This is a genomic window from Mesorhizobium qingshengii, assembly GCF_900103325.1.
Lineage (GTDB): Bacteria > Pseudomonadota > Alphaproteobacteria > Rhizobiales > Rhizobiaceae > Mesorhizobium > Mesorhizobium qingshengii.
Map to the genome: position 1 here is coordinate 19,282 of NZ_FMXM01000034.1, position 16,948 is coordinate 36,229.

Sequence of the window (16,948 nt, forward strand, 5' to 3'; positions counted from 1 at the left end):
TGGGCGCAACTTCCATACATTTCCGCGGGCCCCGACCACGTTTCCACCTTGTCGCCTGACGTGGGTTCAGGTTCACTCAGGGGTCGACGCCGGGACTGCGATCACCCAGCAAGAAGTCCGTCTCGGCGTTTTCTTGAGCTCCTCGTAATTGGCGGGCAATGCAAGCAGCTACTCGACCATGGCCGGGCGCCGCACATGGGCCCGCAATTCCGTACTGCGCGGCATTGTCTGCACCGCCTTCATCTGCAACTCTGACGGTGTTGACCGCTTTCAGGCTCTGCCTCGATGCCGGCCTGGAAATTCCAGCCAGGATATCCAACTCGCCGGGAGTTTCCCTCGGATTGCCGCTTCCGTCCAAGCTCATTGTCGGCGACAAGCTATTTGGAGTTGTTTGAACAGTCAACCAAGACGAAGAAAACGAGGTTACTCAACATGTTAGGTGAAGGCAGTCCAGTGATGCGATTCCGAGTTAGCGGAGAAGATCGGCAGCGCCAGCTGATCGAGGCTGCGATCGATGTCATAGGCAGCAAGGGATTGTCGCGAACCACGCTCGCCGACATAGCCAAGAAGGCGGGCTTGGCTTACGGCCACATCAGCTTCCGGTTCAAAACCAAGGAGAGCCTTCTGCTCGCGGCGCTTCGCGCCGTCACAGACGAATATGTAGCGGTTCGCGACGCGGCCGTAGCGCTTGAGGACCGTCCGGCGGCAGAACGACTGAGACTAATGATCGAGGCCGGGTTCCAGCGCAACATTGCCAGCAAGAAGAAGATTGCGCTGTGGCATGCGTTCCTGTCGGAGTGCCATACGCGACCAGCCTACATGAAGCTGTTCTCCGAGATCCGCAAAGCTGAGTATGGCAGGGCTAGGAAGATTTGCGACGAGCTCGTCAGCGAGGGAACGGAGTCGGCACTCGATCCTCATGTCGCCGCGTTAGGCATCAACTCACTGGTGGAAGGCCTCTGGTTCAACATGCGCCTCAAGCCTGGCGCCATTGACAGCACGGAAGCGCTAGCGATTGCGAACGCATTCCTCGCCGCTGTCTATCCGGATCGGGCGAGTTTCTTCATAAGCCATTGAATAAGAATTAAAATCTTGCCTCGGTTGACTGATCTACCAAATCGGCCCTATCGTTGGAGTGCGCCTAACGACGCGGCAATCCTATGGGGGACAGAGCGATGTCGCGATCATCGGCGCGAGCTAGAGTGGCGTTGGAGTGCTTTCCGCCGAGGCCAATCGCTGCTTGTCCAGGACGCAGACCACTGCGAGGGGCTCGGTTAGTCGGCTGGACTCGATTAGAGATCGTATGTCGGGATCGAAAGCGCATTGCCGATAGCCCGCTTCCGGACGTTCCTGACGTCTTCACGCTCTATTCCCAATCCGAATTGCGGGCACAGTCAGATTCCCTTCTTCCTCGAAACTTGCCGAACGTCGTTAGCTGCTCAGGACTAGCTGGCGGAAGGGATTAGCAACAGTGAGCCCATCGGCTTCGACCATCTCGAATCTCAAGACACCCTCCATGCCGGGCTGGACAGGAGGCAGACCACGGCGGACTGCTCGAATTGGAACAGGGATCCGGGGCTCGGTGGAGCAACGAGCCCTAGCAACACCCGTGCGCACCCACATGAGCGTCTGGAGTAACCCCTCCCCAAAGATCCGATTCGTAGCGGATTTCGGCGAGGCGCTGTCATGACGCTCGACCGCAGAGTTGTGCTGATCACTGGCGGGTGTTCAGGCATCGGCGCTGCTTGCTGTGACAGCTTCGCGGCCCAAGGCGCGCTGGTGATCGCCGCAGACGTCAGAAAGGCCCCCACGGGCAAGGCCGGACAAGGTTGGACAACGCTGGAACTTGATGTGACGGACCCGCATCAGTGGCGCTGTCTCATAGAGGACCTTCGCGGCCAGTATGGCCGGCTTGACGCCTTGGTAAACTCTGCGGGGCTTCTCGCGGAAGGAACTGTAGAGGATACGCCGCTAGACTTGTGGCGCCGAGTTATGGCTGTAAATCTCAACGGCACGTTTTTTGGCTGCCAAGCTGCAATCCCGCTTATGCGCGAAGGCGGCGGTGGTGCAATTGTAAACCTGTCCTCGGTCTCCGGAATAAAGGCGGATGCGGAGCTTGCCGCCTATGATGCCGCCAAGGGTGCGGTGCGGCTACTCACCAAGGAGATTGCCCTTTTTTGCGCTCGCCGAGGCGATCAGATTCGCTGCAATTCAGTCCATCCCGGTATCGTGGACACGCCGATGGTGGCGAATTTCTTCCAGACTGCCAAAATCTCGTCTGAACGGGAATGGACGCAGAACCAGCCGATAGGGCGCAAGATCACGCCGCAGGAAGTGGCTAATCTGATCGTGTGGCTGTGCTCTTCGGAAGCCAGTTTCTCCACCGGGGCCGAGTACATCATCGACGGCGGAACGACAGCATGAGGCTGACCGGAAAAATAGCAATTGTGACCGGGGCGGCATCGGGCATAGGAGCGGCCGTCGCGGCCCGGTTCGAAAGCGCAGGCGCGGTTGTAGTCGCGACCGACCTCACGACTTTGGACAACCCCGCAGCCTGCCAGATGGATGTTTCGGTCGAAAGCGATTGGCGCGGCCTGATCGAGCGCGTCCTGACAAGGCACGGCAAGATCCACATCCTCGTCAATGCCGCGGGGGTCTCCTTGGCTGGCGATACGATCGAGACCTGCTCCCCCGAAACCCTAATGAGGACCCTGGCTGTCAATCTGGATGGGACGTTTCTGGGATGCAGGCATGTGATAGCACCCATGCGCAAGCAGGGCGACGGTTCCATCATCAATTTCGGCTCGGTCTTGGGGAAAGTCGGCGACGGCGCTTCGGCCGCCTACACGACGAGCAAAGGCGGGGTTGGCATGCTGACTAAATCGGCTGCGCTTTACCTCGCCAAAACGGCCCCGGGTGTGCGATGCAACCAGATTTCGCCAGGCTACATCGCGACGCCTATGGTTGAGCAGTGGCTCGCTTCGTTGCCCAACGGCCAGGCACGCCTGGATCAACTCATTGAAGCGCACCCGGTGCGTCGCCTCGGCCGGCCAGAAGAGGTTGCAGCCGCTGCCCTGTTTCTGGCGGCAGACGAGTCGCGTGCAGTCACCGGAGCGGACTTCCTCATCGATGGCGGATACACGGCCCAATGAGTCATCGCCTGCAAAGACATCTTGATGGCCGCCGCGCGACCGGTGGTGGTATCTCGTGAAGCGTCCCGAAAGCGAGCCCACCCTCCTACTCAGCCTTGGAGTGCTGGTTGCCGGGAGCATCTGGGGCTTGTTCTGGCTCCCGCTGCGAGCGATCGAAGCGCAAGGGGTTTCTGGCGACTGGGTTAATCTGGTGTTCTTTTCCGTCTCCGGTGCGACAATCCTGCCCTGGGCATTAAGGCGAACGGTGCTGGCTACACAAAGCAAGGATCAGTTGGTCACTGGATTGCTGCTCGGAACGGCTTTCGCACTTTATACTCTGAGCCTCACGATGACGGATGTCGTTCGGGCCATCCTGCTTTTCTACATGACGCCGGTTTGGAGCACGCTGGCCAGTATCGCCTTTTGGAACGGCCGGCTGACGACCAGGCGCGCGGCGGCCCTTTCGTTCGGACTTGGCGGATTATGGTTGGTGATCCAGAACGATCAGGGCATTCCGATCCCACACAATACGGGCGATTGGGTGGGGCTGGTGGCGGGCATCTGCTGGTCGCTCGGTACACTGCGAAGCTTTCACCGGGCCGCGCTGCCGGTGTCATCCACGATGCTGGCCTTTTCGATCGGGGGTCTCGGCACCACTCTGGTAGCGATGGTCCTCAGGTACCAAACGGGCAACCTTTCGACTAACATGGCAGCAGTTGTGGATGTAATGCCCCTCGTGCTGACCCTCGGGCTCTGCATGTTTGCCATTCCCAACCTATTAGTCTTGTGGGCAGCAGAAAGAATGGAGCCAGCGCGGGTTGGCATTCTGCTCCTTGCCGAGGTCCTGACTGGGACTATCTCCGCCGCCTTGTTCTCGACCGAGCCAGTCAGCACAGCCCAGATCCTGGGCGCCATGCTGATTGTAGCTGCTGGCGTGGTCGAGGTGACAGCTCGGTGTGAGCCCTCCTTGCGGAATTCTGTTGTGCGACTACCGAAAATACGTTCACAACGTTAATGCCTGGCGTGCTCTCTCGGTATCGGAAACTGGGAATGCGCAACCTGGGCCATTGTACCGAGGGGGAAGTCGGCGCAAAACGCGTCTAACGAATTGCAGGCCTGCAGGATGAGCAAGCCGGTGTCACTCGGATTTTGGCCCGGGGCACGATCTCCTCGTGAAACTGAAGGCTGCGCTGTCGACCCGGATGGATCGTCAACATTAAGGGCATCAACGGCTCGCATGCAGCAAGGTTGGAGTCTCGCGTCGGCGCGGCGGTGTCGGGAGCCGAACTCAGCAATTATGCGGGTGTGGTGGCGCTGTGGACGTGTGTGGTTGAAGGATTTCACCTGATCGGCTCGACCCAAGTCCAAGGCGCGCAACCATGGCAGCATTGGCTACATGCCCAAGGCGTGACTGGGGCGGGGTAAACAGGGCTGCAATCGCAGCCTGGCGCCTCGCAAGCCAGTTGCAGGCGAAGCGCTCTCGCTTGAGGCTAAAACAGCCTCACTCGCCCGTGCGGTTCTTCTCGGGTGCTGTTCGAAGCTGCCGCTCGAAGACCTGCTGCTGCAGGTCGGCGGCATGCCCACCTATCTCAACGCGAAGGCGCCAGCGGATCGCGTGTTAATCGCTGCTTGATGCCCGCAGTTGCCTTGTAACCATAGAAAAAGGCCGGACTGTTTAAGCCCGGCCAAGTATGAAGGTTCAAAACCTCCAAAGGGGAACGCGTCGGACGCAATGGGAGGAGACATCCAACGCGGTGTGCATGTGGGTCAGCACCGGTGACGTTTCAAGAGCAGCCTGCGGACCATCGTAGCGCTTCGTAGAGTCACCGATGCATATCATCCGTAACCTGCGCGCCCTCCCCTCCGCTGCCTGCGCACGCGTGGAGAGTCAGCGTGCTTTGCCGAGGCTGCGCAGCAGAAGCCTTCCGCGAGATGGATCGTGGCAAGGCTCAGCGGTATAGTAATAGGAAATAGGCTCAGGATCTGCGGCGCAGATGACGCTTCTGAGAGCACCGCTTCGCGGCTTGTCAGGAAAATGCTGGGCGGATCGTCATCATACTTTTTCCGGCAGCGCCACGCTCACCGCCTCGCGTCGTGCCGCCCGAGTGGCCGACAACTCAGTCAAGGCTTCACCACAGATGGCGGGCCGATGCCCTGCGGAACCATCCCGAAAAATGACTTCATCGCCCGGGTGTAGCGACCGGCCTTCCCGAACGGCTCGCCGCGTTTCTGGCCGAATAGATCGATGCACGTCCCGATCGGCCGTAACATTTCCTGGTGCGACCGCTTCGCCACACCTGGTTCGAGGCAGCGGAGGTCGGCTTCGGCCGAGCTTAGAAGATGGCAGGACAGACAAATCCGTGACTCACTAGATGTCAGTAAACAGGGTGCAGATCTGGAGGAACGCCTGGGCGTTCGAGCATTGGTGAGGCGGTTCCGGATCGGCACAGCGCGACATTAATGTGGCCCCTGCCCCCTTGATGATCTTATGGGAGAGCTCGGACTCAAGCCTGGGCTCGGCCGCGTGCCACATGTGGAGCGCTCGATCGAAATCGCGAAAGACAGCCCGGACGCGGGATCATGACAGCGCTGGAATGGGCGCGGTTCCTCGTCGCGCTGCAGCATTGAGGCCCCTGCCCCGCTGCTGCCTTTCCTAGAGCGATTTACTGCAGTAAAAAATGTCCCCTACACCCAGGAAAACATAGGTTTAGCTTGGACGCGGGGTACCGTTGGCGTTCGCATGTTGACCCCAGGCCTACAGAGCCGAAGCAGTACGCGGCCGATAAAAGAAGCCGGCTGGTCCCGTTAACCTTCTGTTAACCTAAAACTTCTTGCCGGTCTGTCCGAATCGGAGCTTAATGGCGCTTGTTGAGGGGATTGCTCACAAAAAGCGCCAATTCGGGTTCGACGGAAATGAATATTGCCATGCGATTGCCACGCTTCGAGTTTGACGACAAGATCCTCGAGCAAGGCGCGGAAATATCGCGGCGCCTCAACCAGCTCCGCATGGAGAAGTTCCCCCCAAATGCGACAAAGACCCTTCGATCTTTTTCGATGGCGGAAGTCGCCCATTACCTCGGCGTCTCGCAGAACAATCTGAAGCGCCTGCATCTTGAAGGCAAGGGACCAATGCCCGAGCAAATCCCTTCGGGACGCCGGTCCTACAGCGCGGAGCAGATGCTTGAGCTTCGCCACTTCCTGGATCGGCATGGCCGGACCGAGGTTAAGAAGTACGTCCCGCACCGCAAGCCAGGGGACAAGCTCCAGGTGGTCGCGGTCGTGAATTTCAAGGGCGGCAGCGGCAAGACCACGACCGCGGCCCACCTCGCCCAGCACCTTGCGCTGACCGGGCACCGCGTCCTGGCGATCGATCTCGACCCGCAAGCGTCGCTTTCTGCCCTGCATGGCTTCCAGCCCGAACTCGATCGCAACCTCTCGCTCTACGAGGCGATCCGCTACGACGACGAGCGCAAACCGATAGCCGACGTGATCGTGCCGACCAATTTCCCGGGGCTGGATATCATCCCGGCCAATCTCGAGCTGCAGGAGTACGAATACGACACGCCGCTGGCCATGCAGGACAAATCATCCAGCGCCGGCCGCCAGTTCTTCACCAGGATCGCCCGGGCGCTGTCCGAGGTGGACGAGCGCTATGACGTCGTCGTTGTCGATTGCCCGCCGCAGCTCGGCTATCTCACCTTGACGGCGATGTCGGCGGCGACCTCCGTTCTCATCACCGTTCACCCGCAGATGCTCGACCTGATGTCGATGAGCCAGTTCCTATTGATGCTCGGCGGCATCTTGAAGACCATCAAGGCTGCCGGCGCATCCATCGAGCTCGACTGGTTTCGCTATCTGATCACGCGTTATGAACCGACAGACATTCCGCAGGCGCAGATGGTCGGCTTCATGCAGTCGATGCTTGCGGGCCAGATCCTCGACAATCCCATGCTCAAGTCGACGGCAATTTCCGACGCGGGCCTGACGAAACAGACGCTCTACGAGGTGGAGAAGTCAGCTTTCACCCGCTCAACTTACGACCGCGCCCTCGAATCGTTGGACGCTGTGAACTCCGAGATCGCAACGCTCATCCATCGCGCATGGGGCCGGTCATGACGGCGTGTTTTACGGCAGTAAAAAGTGGACATTTCCCTCGTGAAATCAGTCGACTAACCACGAATCGGAGCGATTGAATGGCGCGCAGGGACATATTCGGCAGTGTGATGAACCCGGCGACGCCAGTCGCCGACAATCGCGATGTCTCGGGTTATGCGGTTCGCGGCGCGTCGCGATCGATCATGCAGTCATTCGAGGAGCTGTCCAAGAGTTCGGTCGTCGATCTCGATCCGGCTTTGGTCGACACTTCATTCGTCTCGGACCGCATGGATGATGACGACGAGGCGTTTCAGGAGTTGCTGGCGGCGATCCGGGAACGGGGGCAGGACTCTCCGGTTCTGGTCAGGCCTCACCCGGAGATTGCCGGCCGTTTCCAGACCGTCTTTGGACACAGGCGCGTCAGGGTCGCGCGCCAGTTGGAGAGGCCCGTCCGCGCTGTCGTCAAGAAGATGGACGATGAGGACCATGTCATCGCTCAGGGCCAGGAGAATGCCGCGCGGGCAAACCTGTCCTTCATCGAACGGACGCTGTTTGCAGACCGCATTCTCAAACGGGGATACTCGCCGGAGACGGTGAAGTCAGCCCTTGCACTCGACGATACGACCTATTCGAAGATGCGGACCGTCACCGGCAGCATTCCCGAGCAGGTGATCGTGGCGGTCGGCGCCGCCAAGACCATTGGCCGGGATCGCTGGTGGCAGCTTGCCAAGCTCATGGAGCATCCGCGAGCCGCGGGGCGTGCGACCGAGTGCGTGACAAGCGCCGATTTCGCGCAACTGGGCAGTGACGGCCGCTTTGCCCGCCTCTTCGACTTTGTGAGTGCTCCGGTGAAAAGCCCAGGATCGAAATTGAAGTCCAGGGAAAGGGCTTGGGCGCCGCGGGACAAGTCGGTGCAAGCCAAGATCACGGACACGGGAAAGGTGTTTACGCTCGCCCTGAAATCCAGGGAAGCATCGCCCTTTGGCGCATTCATTTCCGACAGGCTGGACGAGCTTTTCGAGGCTTTCCGGGCATCGGAAACGGCGAAGAAAACAGGAGACTGAACCGCAAAAGAAAAAGGCCCCCGAACGAAACCGTCGCGGAAGCCCTTCTCATGTCTGTAGCAAGCTGAGAATCGCACTTCCCCGAATCACTGTCAAGAGTCGTTGGCGTCGTTTCGACGAGCAGTTTTCTTTTGCCTGATTGAAAGGCGAGGGAAATGGAGAGGCACTATACGACGACGCCCTTTGGGCGGCGACCGATGACGCTTGGCATGATGGCAGCCCAGGTGGCCGCGAAGGCGGTGGACAAGGATGCCACGGTGCACAAGTGGCATGTATTCCAGCACGTCCGAGAGGCCCGCGACGCGGTTGGCGCAACCGATCGCGCCTTGGCCATTCTCAACGCACTTTTGTCGTTCCATCCCGATACGGCATTCAATGGCGATAGCGACCTGGTCGTCTTTCCGTCGAACGAGCAGCTCATCAGTCGTGCCAACGGCATGTCGCCGGCGACACTGCGGCGGCATCTTGCCGTCCTGGTCCAGTGCGGACTGGTCATTCGCCGAGACAGCCCCAACGGCAAGCGTTTCGCGCGCAAGGGACCGAACGGGGAGATCGAGCAGGCCTATGGCTTCGACCTGACGCCGATCGTGGTGCGGGCGCAGGAATTCAAGGATCTCGCTGAGGCCGTCGTGGCTGAACGGCGGGCTCTTAAACTGGCCAAGGAGCGGATCACTCTGTGCCGTCGCGATATCGTCAAGATGATCGCCACGGGCATAGACGAGGCTATCCCGGCTGACTGGAGAGGGTTCCAGCGCGCGTATGAGAACATCGCTGGCCGGATTCCTCGCACGGCGCCGCGCCAGTCGTACGACGCGATAGCGGGAGAGCTCGAGGCATTATGGCTGGAGGTGCAGAACACGCTGGAAACGTTCGTCAATTCACACAATGAGAACGCCAATGAGTCTCATTCTGAGCGCCACATACAGAATTCAAATCCAGACTCTAATACTGAAATTGAACAAGGCTCTGGAAAACAGCAAGAAGCAAGCGCCAACGCTGCGGAAACTGACAACGTGCGGCACTTGCCCAAACGCGAGCTGCCATTGGGGATCGTGTTGGATGCCTGCCCGGATATTGTGGCCTTGGCGAAAAGCGGTGAAATCCGGACATGGCGGGATTTGATGGCCGCGGCCGCCACGGGCAGGGCGTATCTCGGGATCAGCCCCAGCGCCTACCAGGAAGCATGCGAGGTGATGGGCGAGGACCAGGCCGCGACCGTGATTGCCGCGATCCAGCAGCGTTTCGAGCATATCTCCAGCCCTGGCGGCTATCTGCGAAGCCTGACAACACGGGCCAGGGAGGGGAAGTTCTCGGTCTGGCCGATGATCATGGCGCTGCTGCGAGCAAAGCTCGAGAAGAGGAAGCAGGTGTCATGACGCCGGCGGGCGGCCCGACGCCGCTATCCCTGTCGTGCGCCAGCCGGGTTTTTCGGTTGGGCGGCTGAACGCAGCGCGACGTGTCCTTGCAAGAAACTTGAATGTGCCATATCTTATGCACAAGAAATACGTCGATGGATATGGCAAGGTGGCCTGAATGACCCAAGCTCTGAAACTCTCGCCAGCGGGCCAGCCCCTGGTCCTGTCCTATATGGACAGGGGCGGAAAGATTGCGATCGACCAGGTGGCGGCCGGATTTGGCATGTCCAAGGGCCAGCTCGCGGAGACTGCGGGATTGGCGCGCGAAACCGTCTACCGCGCCGAACGCAGTGGCGCAGCAAGAACGCAGGGTCGCCTGCGCGAGATGCTCGAGATCATCAGCCGGGTTACCGAATGGTCGGGGGGCAAGGAACAGGCAATGGCCTGGTATCGCGCCCAACCCCTGGCGGCCTTCGGAGGACGCACCGCCGAAGCGCTTGTCAAGGATGGCAAGGCGGGTGCCGTTCGGGATTATCTTGACCATATGGCCCTCGGGGGCTTTGCTTGAGGTTCGTGGGGACCTGCTACCGGGCACACGATCCACGCTGGGCATTCAAACCGACATCGGGCGAGGGGGCCGCGATCAGGGGGGCACGCTTCAATCCCAAAGGCGTGCCTGCGCTTTACCTCGCTTTGAGCGTCATGACCGCGGTCAAGGAGGCCAACCAGGGCTTTGCGCATCGCATCGATCCGTGCGTCCTGTGCTCTTATGAAGTCGATTGTGCGGATGTCGTCGATCTGACGTCCGAGGCAGAGAGGGCCAAGGTCTCAATCACGACGCAAGACATGAGTTGTGCCTGGGCAATGGCACTGGCAAAGGGCGAACGGCCGCCGTCGTGGACCATTCATGATCGCCTTGCCGGACGGGGCATTGCCGGAATCCTGGTGCCGAGCTTTGCTCCAGGCGCCGAGGCGGACGATCGAAATCTCGTGCTTTGGAAATGGGGACCTGACCTGCCTCACCAGGTGGCCGTGTTCGACCCAAGCGGCCGATTGCCAAAGGACCAATTGTCCTGGCGTTGATGGTTGGGCAGAGGCTGGGCGATCTTCTGGGGAGTCGTCCCCGGAAGCAGGTACCCGAGAAATCGGCCGATCTCGAAACGAGTTTCCGTCGTTGAGACTGATCACGCTCGCCCCTTGACGGAAAAGAACTTGCGTTGCGTTCAAACGGGGGCAGGGGGCTTTTTCCCGATCTGCTACAGGCCGCTCGCCTTGGTGAGATTGACGCGGAATCGATCTCTTCGGCGCTGATACCGGCGAGTCATTTCGGCCGAGGCATGGCCGAGCTGCCTTTGCACATAGCGCTCGTCGACCTCGGCTGACGAGGCCAGGCCCGCGCGCAACGAATGGCCGGCGAACTTTTCCTTTCGCTCGCTTTCCGACAGGTCGCCTCGCACGCCAGCGGAAAGCGCAGCGCGTTTGACCAGGCGTGCCACCTCCTGATCGTTCAGCCGCTCCGAGCCAACCGCCTTGCCTTGCCCGGTGACGCGCCGGAACAGGGGGCCATGGCCGATCCTGGCCAGTTTCAGCCAGGTCTGCACGGCGACAACCGGACAGGTGGTATCGGATGAGCCGCGGCCGATTTCGACATCGCGCCAGCCGGTCTTTCCGCGCAGTGTGACGAGAACGCCTTTGTCCAAGACCTCGATCCAACCGCGGCCGTCCTCGGTTTGATCCCTGGCAACATCGAGACCGACAATCTCGGAGCGGCGCAGGCCTCCGGCGAAACCCAACAGCAGCATGGCGCGGTCGCGCAGGCCACGCAGCGTGCCGCGGTCGAGCGTCTCGAGCATGGCAACCAGATCCTCCGGAAGAATGGCTTCTTTCTGCCGGGGAGGGGAGGCGTGGCTGTTGCGAATACCGGCCATGACGGTGGCGATGTGTCGGTCCTTTCGGTCCAGCGGCTGACCACGCTGAGAAAAATTCCAGGTCAGCGATGAGAGACGTCGCTCGATCGTCGAGACGGCGTTCGGTTTCTTGTCTCCTGTTCCCTTACCGGACGCGCAAGCCGTGATGTAGAGGCCGACGACCTGCGGATCTGGCGGCAACACCTCGAGATGCTGCCGGCGCGCCCAGGCACAGAAATGCTTCCAGTCGGCGGCGTAGGCGCGGCGGGTGTTGGCGGAGCTCGCGGCCTGAACGTAATCGCGAGCGCGGTCGGCGAGCTTTTCGAGATGCGTAGGCAACGATGCCTGTCGCCCGTCGAAGACCTGCGGGGAAGGGGAGGGGCCTTCATCCGGCCGCCCCATCTCCATGACGACGTCGACAATGTCCGGCAGGTCATCGGCGTCGATTGCGCCGGTGGGCACCATCAAATTACGGGCATTGCCCATCAAGTCTCGTCCATTTTAATGTCACAGCACCGCGATTCTTGGGAGCCAACGTGCTGCCAAAGCGCGGAATTGTCCACTGGGAGCCGCGTGACGGAATAGCTGCGAGATTTGCGTCCCGTCGGGTCCGGTTATCGCATCACCGGGAGCGGGCCTGTCCTGTCAAGTGATGGCCTCTTAGGGGTGGTCTCTCCTTGCCTTCATGTTCAACAGTCTTTATATTCCGTTCAACAAATGGAGAGTCCGAAGATGACCATACGTGGCGCAACGGCAGCCGCAAGCGAGGAGCAGATCGCCCGCAACCGCAACCGTCTGGTGCTTGAGCAGGCGAGGGCGGTCGGTCTTCTGGGCGCGGCCAAAAACACACGCCTTTCCGGCAGGGTGCCGTCGGATTTGATCGAGGCGGCAAAGAAGCGCGCTCATGTGACCTCCGACACCGAGCTTTTGGAGCTCGCCTTGTCGCGACTGGCCCTCGAGGACGATTTTGGCGCGCGGCTCGTCGGCCGCAAGGGGAGCATCTCCGCGGACATCGATCTTGGCATTTGATCTAGGGAGTGCACTGCGTTCCCTAAAACCACAGCGGCGTAGCGCGGGGCTGGAACGGCGACCAGATTCTGCCCTGTCCTGGGCAGGTGACCAGCCGCCTGTCGGCGGCGTGTTGCTCCTCGATACCAGCGTGTATCTGGATGTCCTGCAGGGACGCACGCCCGAAGCGGTCGATAACCTTTTGACCTATCGGCTCTGTCACCACTCGGCCGTCTGCCTTGCCGAGCTCAGCCACGTGTTCGGTCGCCTTGACCCGGCGCACCCTGAGACAAAGTCGGTCCTGAAAGCGGTTGCGGGCACGATCGAAGATATTCCGGCGCACCGGCTGCATGCACCCGACGCCACCACCTGGGCGCGCGCCGGTATGCTGGCCGGTCTGTTGTTCCGGCTGAGCCATCTACCGAAAGGGAAGGGGCATGAACGCCGCTTCCTCAACGACGCGCTGATCTTTCACCAGGCCGGTCTTTTGGGAGCGGCGGTCCTGACCGGCAATGTTGGAGATTTCGACTACCTGAACCAACTTGTTCCGTCAGTGCGGGTGATCTTCTACCGGGCGGCGCCAGGTTCGCGGCCCCCCGCCTGAAGGGTCAGTGGGGATATGCATCCGCGCTATCGTAACCGTTACAGCAAGACCGTCGCGCTGTGGGATGGTCCGGAGGGTCGCTGGGCGTGAATTGTGACCTTCTGCTCGACGAAAACGGCCATTTATCATGCGGAGGGCGTAACGAATGATAATGCAACATTATCGTTCGTTGTTCCTGCACGACACGCACAGCGCTTTTTGTCCATTTTTGTTGCGAAAAGCGCCGCCATGATTCATCGTGTTTTCGATGATTCTGCGTCCCAAGCCCTCTCAACGCCACCACGCCTCGCTTGCCGGTGCCCCTTCGACCGCGCCGATGGCGACGGTGCCAGGCTGGCTGCGCAGGGCCATCCCGGATGCGCAAAGCCTTGCGGGAAAAGAAATTGAAGACCTCGCGCACACAGCAGGCGCGACCATTGGCGCGCTCGATGCGGTGGTCCGCCGGCAGGAGCGGTGGGCCGGCGCTTGGCGGCTGCGGCTGGCGCTTGTTGCGGCCGGCGTGACGGCACGGCAGGCTGGCCGCGTCGAGGATGAAAGCGCGCTGCGCGACGCCGTGCTGCTCACGCGACCCGGTGACAATGTCGGGCCCGCCGGCCTTTTGCTCCTCGCCTGGCGCCGGCTGGTCGCCCGGCCCGCAGAGGAGCTTCTGACGAGGAGAAATCTGGCCGCGGTATTGGAGGAATTCGGCTATGCTCCCGACGACGAGGGCGTGAGCGCCCTCACGGACGATCTTCGACAGCTGGCCGCCAGTGACGGGACGGTGGGAATAATGACCGGCGCCATAGCGATCGCCGAACGCTACGGTTTTGCGCGCGCCCTCGGAGCCTGGCTCGCCGACGCCATCCTGGCGCAACGACTGGGCTGGGCACATGCTTTGCCGCTGCTGGGTGCCGAAGCAGCCTTGGGCACAAGCGCCCGGCCGCATCGATCGGGAGCCAGCTCTGTGGCGACAAGCATTGAGACAGATCCTGAGCGTGCGAAAGGTCTGCTTGCCGCGCAGGCGCGCGCCGCGCTGCGCGCGATTGATCTTTCCGCCGAGCTCGAGCGCCGCGCGGACCGACTGCTTGCAGTTGCGCCAAAACTCAGGGCCAAGGCGGCGGACATGGTCGTCGAAAGACTCCTGTCCGACGACGCGATCGTCGCATCCGAAAAGATCGCTGGCATGAGCGACCGCGGATTGCGCCGCCTGTTCGACCGGCTGGTCGAGCTCGGCGCTGTGCGCGAACTGTCCGGCCGCGCGACCTTCCGCATCTACGGGATCTGAAAGCGATGGCGGAAGCAACGCGCAGACAAGGGAAGGGGCGGTCAGATGACGGTCGATCAGCTGACCAGCTGTTTGACCGAGAGCTGGATCACCTGCCGCCGGAGGTGCGCTGGCGCGAATGGATGCACCGCGTCGAAGCGACGATCTTTGCAGCCAGCGAGCCGGTCGGCCGCGAGACGCTGGCGCGGATCGTCGGCAAAAGCTGCAGCATCGACCTCTTGATCGACGACATCCGTGAAGAACTGCGCGGCCGGCCCTATGATCTGGTCGCCGTCGCCGGCGGTTTTCGACACCTGACACGGCCGGCCTACGGTGATGCCATTCGCGCAGCGTTTGGCACGCTCGAGCAGGAGCAAAAAAACCTCTCGCAGTCGGAGGTGCTGGTGCTGATGTGCATCGCCTATTTCCAGCCGATCACCCGTACCGAGCTCTCGGCCTTCTTCGGTAAGGAGATTTCTCGCGACCTGATCGGCCGACTGCGCGGCGCCGGCATGCTCGCCTCCGGTCCGCGCAGCCCGACGCCGGGTGCACCTTACACTTACGTCACGACAAAAGAATTCCTGCTGGAGTTCGGCCTCGACACGCTGCGAGACCTGCCGGATTTCGAGGCGCTGGAAGACGCCGGCCTACTCAGCAAGGAAAAGCTGTTGGCTGGTGACATCATGCCAGAGTTGGCTGGCGCCTACGCGGACGCCGGAGCCGATATGGAGGAATAGCTCGGCGCGACCGACGCAATGGCTGTGCTTTGCGGGTGCGTCCCGCTTTTCCCGCCAATCGCTGCAGGGATCGCGCCGGCGAGGCTGCCCATGTCCGAAATTTTTAGGCAAATTTCGGACATGGGTCCGGTCAGCGGCGGCAAGCACCAATATGCGGCCTCTGCACCTCTGCCGCCCCAGATTCATGGTCACGCGCAAGCTCCAACTTGAGACCTCGTGGGACAACATCTTGCTGCTCGTGGAGGGGAGCGCTTTTCACAGAGTCCAACGCCAGCGACGAAATTGTCACCGAGAAAGGTACGTTGTAGCCAACTGCAAGTTCGACGATTAGCACGTTTAATCGAGCCGCAACTGTCGGCACCGTCACCAATTGCCCAGTCGTCGACCGGGCGATTAGGCTCGGTCGTTGAAGTTCGCCTCGATCTTGGCCGCTGATGCCAGAATCTCCTCGGCGCTCGGTCCAGTGCCGAAGATCATGGCGATTGTATTGATGTAGTCGCGCCTGAGCGCATCGACCATGTCGGGCGCCGGCGCGATTGCGAAGCTACCGGGCACTGCCGAAGCAAGATCATAGTCAGGACGAACAAAAAAAGATGCGCGCGTGTCGCACACAATCAGCGCCGAGAACGAGATCGGCGAGCGCCGCCTTGCCGGTTTTCTGACCGCAGGAGACAATGCAGGTCTAATAGTGCCGCGAAACCCGCTGGCCTTCCTGCCGCAGTTCTCCGCGCCGCTCGTAACAGCGGCGCAATCCATGGGCGATCACCACCTTGTCCCAGAAGGTGCGCGTCGCCTCGATCATGGTCACGTCGAACACGGCCAGGTCGATCCCTGCTGCTTGATATGCGACAAGTTTCGGACGGTAGCAAGCGGGAAGGAAGTCCGAAGGCGAACGGCAGGTTTGCGCCGGTGGGTTCAATAGGTCGCCGCAACACTCTTAATCTGAGAGGATGAGGAGGTGTTGCATGGTGACGTCACGGATCTGGTTTACGTCAGCGCAGAAGGCCGAGCTTTGGGAGCGATGGAAGCAAGGTCAGAGCATTTCGTCGATCTCGCGGGCACTGGACCGCCGGAACAAGACCGGCGTTCAGCGGATCGTATCCTTACACGGCGGCATTGCTCCGTCAGCAAGGCGTAGAGCGGCCTCGGCGCTCGGGCTGGCGGAGCGCGAAGAAATCTCTCGCGGGATCGCGGCGGGTCTCGCAATCCGCGCTATTGCACGAAGTCTCGGGCGATCCCCATCGACAATATGTCGCGAGATCTCGCGCAATGGCGGTGCACAAACGTATCGTGCAACCCGGGCCGACAAGCATGCTTGGGAGCGAGCGCTGCGCCCGAAGCAGTGTCGCCTGGCATGCTCTGGACGGCTACGATGGCGGGTGGCGCAAAAGCTGGCGCTGCAATGGTCGCCGGAGCAGATAGCGGGCTGGTTGAGGCGAGAGTACCCGGGCGATCCAAGCATGCGGATATCTCATGAAGCGATCTATCGCAGTCTATTCATCCAGTCGCGAGGGGTGCTCAAGAAGGAACTGACAGCGCACCTGCGTACCAAACGACAGATGCGCCTCGCCAAAGGCGCACAGAGCCGGACGGGGCAAGGACAAATACTCGATATGATCTCCATCCGCGACCGCCCCGCCGAGGCGGAGGATCGTGCCATCCCAGGTCATTGGGAGGGTGATCTGCTCACCGGTGCTAACGACACGAACATCGCCACCCTCGTCGAGCGACACAGCCGGTTCACGATGCTTGTGAAGTTGGCGAGAAGGGACTCGGCGACCGTCGTGAGGGCCCTCGCCGAGAA

Annotated in this window: 17 protein-coding genes; 14 read left to right on the forward strand and 3 right to left on the reverse strand. The window is 61.0% G+C overall.

Features of this window, described 5'->3' with window-relative positions:
- Window positions 1-285 precede the first annotated feature (285 nt).
- From BLS48_RS31780 to BLS48_RS31820, 9 genes are all read left to right on the forward strand, one after another.
- Window positions 286-1,077, forward strand: a complete 792-nt coding sequence (locus BLS48_RS31780; RefSeq protein ID WP_091586215.1) for a TetR family transcriptional regulator C-terminal domain-containing protein — start codon at window positions 286-288, stop codon at window positions 1,075-1,077.
- Between the two features lie 609 nt (window positions 1,078-1,686).
- The gene (locus BLS48_RS31785; protein ID WP_091586217.1) at window positions 1,687-2,424 is read left to right on the forward strand and encodes an SDR family oxidoreductase; all 738 of its coding nucleotides are present in this window, start codon (window positions 1,687-1,689) and stop codon (window positions 2,422-2,424) included.
- A complete protein-coding gene (locus BLS48_RS31790; RefSeq protein WP_091586218.1) occupies window positions 2,421-3,152 on the forward strand; it encodes an SDR family oxidoreductase in 732 nt (243 codons plus the stop codon). The genes BLS48_RS31785 and BLS48_RS31790 overlap by 4 nt, the downstream gene beginning before the upstream one ends.
- Before the next feature lie 55 nt (window positions 3,153-3,207).
- Window positions 3,208-4,146, forward strand: coding sequence for a DMT family transporter (locus BLS48_RS31795; protein ID WP_091586219.1), 939 nt, complete (start codon window positions 3,208-3,210; stop codon window positions 4,144-4,146).
- A gap of 1,898 nt (window positions 4,147-6,044) precedes the next feature.
- Window positions 6,045-7,247, forward strand: coding sequence for a plasmid partitioning protein RepA (repA, locus tag BLS48_RS31800; protein WP_091586221.1), 1,203 nt, complete (start codon window positions 6,045-6,047; stop codon window positions 7,245-7,247).
- A gap of 77 nt (window positions 7,248-7,324) precedes the next feature.
- Complete coding sequence (gene repB, locus BLS48_RS31805; protein ID WP_091586222.1) at window positions 7,325-8,290, forward strand: plasmid partitioning protein RepB; 966 nt, start codon at window positions 7,325-7,327, stop codon at window positions 8,288-8,290.
- Window positions 8,291-8,445: 155 nt separating this feature from the next.
- Window positions 8,446-9,666, forward strand: a complete 1,221-nt coding sequence (gene repC / locus BLS48_RS31810; protein WP_091586223.1) for a plasmid replication protein RepC — start codon at window positions 8,446-8,448, stop codon at window positions 9,664-9,666.
- 157 nt (window positions 9,667-9,823) lie between these two features.
- On the forward strand, window positions 9,824-10,213 hold the full coding sequence (locus BLS48_RS31815; RefSeq protein ID WP_091586225.1) for an antitoxin Xre/MbcA/ParS toxin-binding domain-containing protein: 390 nt from the start codon (window positions 9,824-9,826) through the stop codon (window positions 10,211-10,213).
- Window positions 10,210-10,728: an RES family NAD+ phosphorylase gene (locus tag BLS48_RS31820; protein ID WP_091586226.1), complete on the forward strand. Its 519-nt coding sequence runs from the start codon at window positions 10,210-10,212 to the stop codon at window positions 10,726-10,728. Before BLS48_RS31815 ends, BLS48_RS31820 begins: the two co-directional genes overlap by 4 nt.
- A 173-nt stretch (window positions 10,729-10,901) precedes the next feature.
- Here BLS48_RS31820 and BLS48_RS31825 read toward each other — a convergent pair whose 3' ends face one another.
- Entirely contained in the window at window positions 10,902-12,038 is a 1,137-nt protein-coding gene (locus BLS48_RS31825) for a site-specific integrase (protein WP_091586228.1), read from the reverse strand.
- 246 nt (window positions 12,039-12,284) lie between these two features.
- Here BLS48_RS31825 and BLS48_RS31830 point away from each other — a divergent pair, with 246 nt between their 5' ends.
- The 4 genes from BLS48_RS31830 to scpB all read left to right on the forward strand — a co-directional run bounded on the left by BLS48_RS31830 (window position 12,285) and on the right by scpB (window position 15,144).
- Window positions 12,285-12,581: a hypothetical protein gene (locus tag BLS48_RS31830; protein WP_091586235.1), complete on the forward strand. Its 297-nt coding sequence runs from the start codon at window positions 12,285-12,287 to the stop codon at window positions 12,579-12,581.
- Window positions 12,571-13,164 carry a type II toxin-antitoxin system VapC family toxin gene (locus BLS48_RS31835; protein WP_091586229.1) on the forward strand — a complete coding sequence of 198 codons (594 nt, stop codon included), beginning with the start codon at window positions 12,571-12,573 and terminating at the stop codon, window positions 13,162-13,164. Before BLS48_RS31830 ends, BLS48_RS31835 begins: the two co-directional genes overlap by 11 nt.
- A gap of 316 nt (window positions 13,165-13,480) precedes the next feature.
- Window positions 13,481-14,428 (forward strand): DUF1403 family protein, encoded by a 948-nt coding sequence (locus BLS48_RS31840; RefSeq protein ID WP_244529993.1) that lies wholly within the window; start codon window positions 13,481-13,483, stop codon window positions 14,426-14,428.
- Window positions 14,429-14,433: 5 nt separating this feature from the next.
- Window positions 14,434-15,144, forward strand: a complete 711-nt coding sequence (gene scpB, locus BLS48_RS31845; protein WP_091586231.1) for an SMC-Scp complex subunit ScpB — start codon at window positions 14,434-14,436, stop codon at window positions 15,142-15,144.
- Between the two features lie 393 nt (window positions 15,145-15,537).
- On the opposite strand, the gene BLS48_RS36010 is transcribed toward scpB, so the two are convergent.
- Window positions 15,538-15,699: a hypothetical protein gene (locus BLS48_RS36010; RefSeq protein WP_208604704.1), complete on the reverse strand. Its 162-nt coding sequence runs from the start codon at window positions 15,697-15,699 to the stop codon at window positions 15,538-15,540.
- A gap of 127 nt (window positions 15,700-15,826) precedes the next feature.
- The gene (locus BLS48_RS36640) at window positions 15,827-15,961 is read right to left on the reverse strand and encodes a hypothetical protein (protein WP_280142559.1); all 135 of its coding nucleotides are present in this window, start codon (window positions 15,959-15,961) and stop codon (window positions 15,827-15,829) included.
- 148 nt (window positions 15,962-16,109) lie between these two features.
- On the opposite strand from BLS48_RS36640, the gene BLS48_RS31855 reads away from it, so the two are divergent.
- Window positions 16,110-16,948: IS30 family transposase (locus tag BLS48_RS31855; protein WP_167365326.1), on the forward strand; the 839-nt coding region annotated here is incomplete at its 3' end.

What these genes read in the sequence shown, in the direction of transcription:
- BLS48_RS31790 (WP_091586218.1), top strand. Translation starts at nt 2,421, where the DNA reads ATGAGGCTGACCGGAAAAATAGCAATTGTGACCGGGGCGGCATCGGGC.
- repC (WP_091586223.1), top strand. Translation starts at nt 8,446, where the DNA reads ATGGAGAGGCACTATACGACGACGCCCTTTGGGCGGCGACCGATGACG.
- BLS48_RS31830 (WP_091586235.1), top strand. Translation starts at nt 12,285, where the DNA reads ATGACCATACGTGGCGCAACGGCAGCCGCAAGCGAGGAGCAGATCGCC.
- scpB (WP_091586231.1), top strand. Translation starts at nt 14,434, where the DNA reads ATGGCGGAAGCAACGCGCAGACAAGGGAAGGGGCGGTCAGATGACGGT.
- repA (WP_091586221.1), top strand. Translation starts at nt 6,045, where the DNA reads ATGAATATTGCCATGCGATTGCCACGCTTCGAGTTTGACGACAAGATC.
- BLS48_RS31785 (WP_091586217.1), top strand. Translation starts at nt 1,687, where the DNA reads ATGACGCTCGACCGCAGAGTTGTGCTGATCACTGGCGGGTGTTCAGGC.
- BLS48_RS31840 (WP_244529993.1), top strand. Translation starts at nt 13,481, where the DNA reads ATGGCGACGGTGCCAGGCTGGCTGCGCAGGGCCATCCCGGATGCGCAA.
- BLS48_RS31780 (WP_091586215.1), top strand. Translation starts at nt 286, where the DNA reads ATGCCGGCCTGGAAATTCCAGCCAGGATATCCAACTCGCCGGGAGTTT.
- BLS48_RS31815 (WP_091586225.1), top strand. Translation starts at nt 9,824, where the DNA reads ATGACCCAAGCTCTGAAACTCTCGCCAGCGGGCCAGCCCCTGGTCCTG.
- repB (WP_091586222.1), top strand. Translation starts at nt 7,325, where the DNA reads ATGGCGCGCAGGGACATATTCGGCAGTGTGATGAACCCGGCGACGCCA.
- BLS48_RS31825 (WP_091586228.1), bottom strand. Translation starts at nt 12,038, where the DNA reads ATGGGCAATGCCCGTAATTTGATGGTGCCCACCGGCGCAATCGACGCC.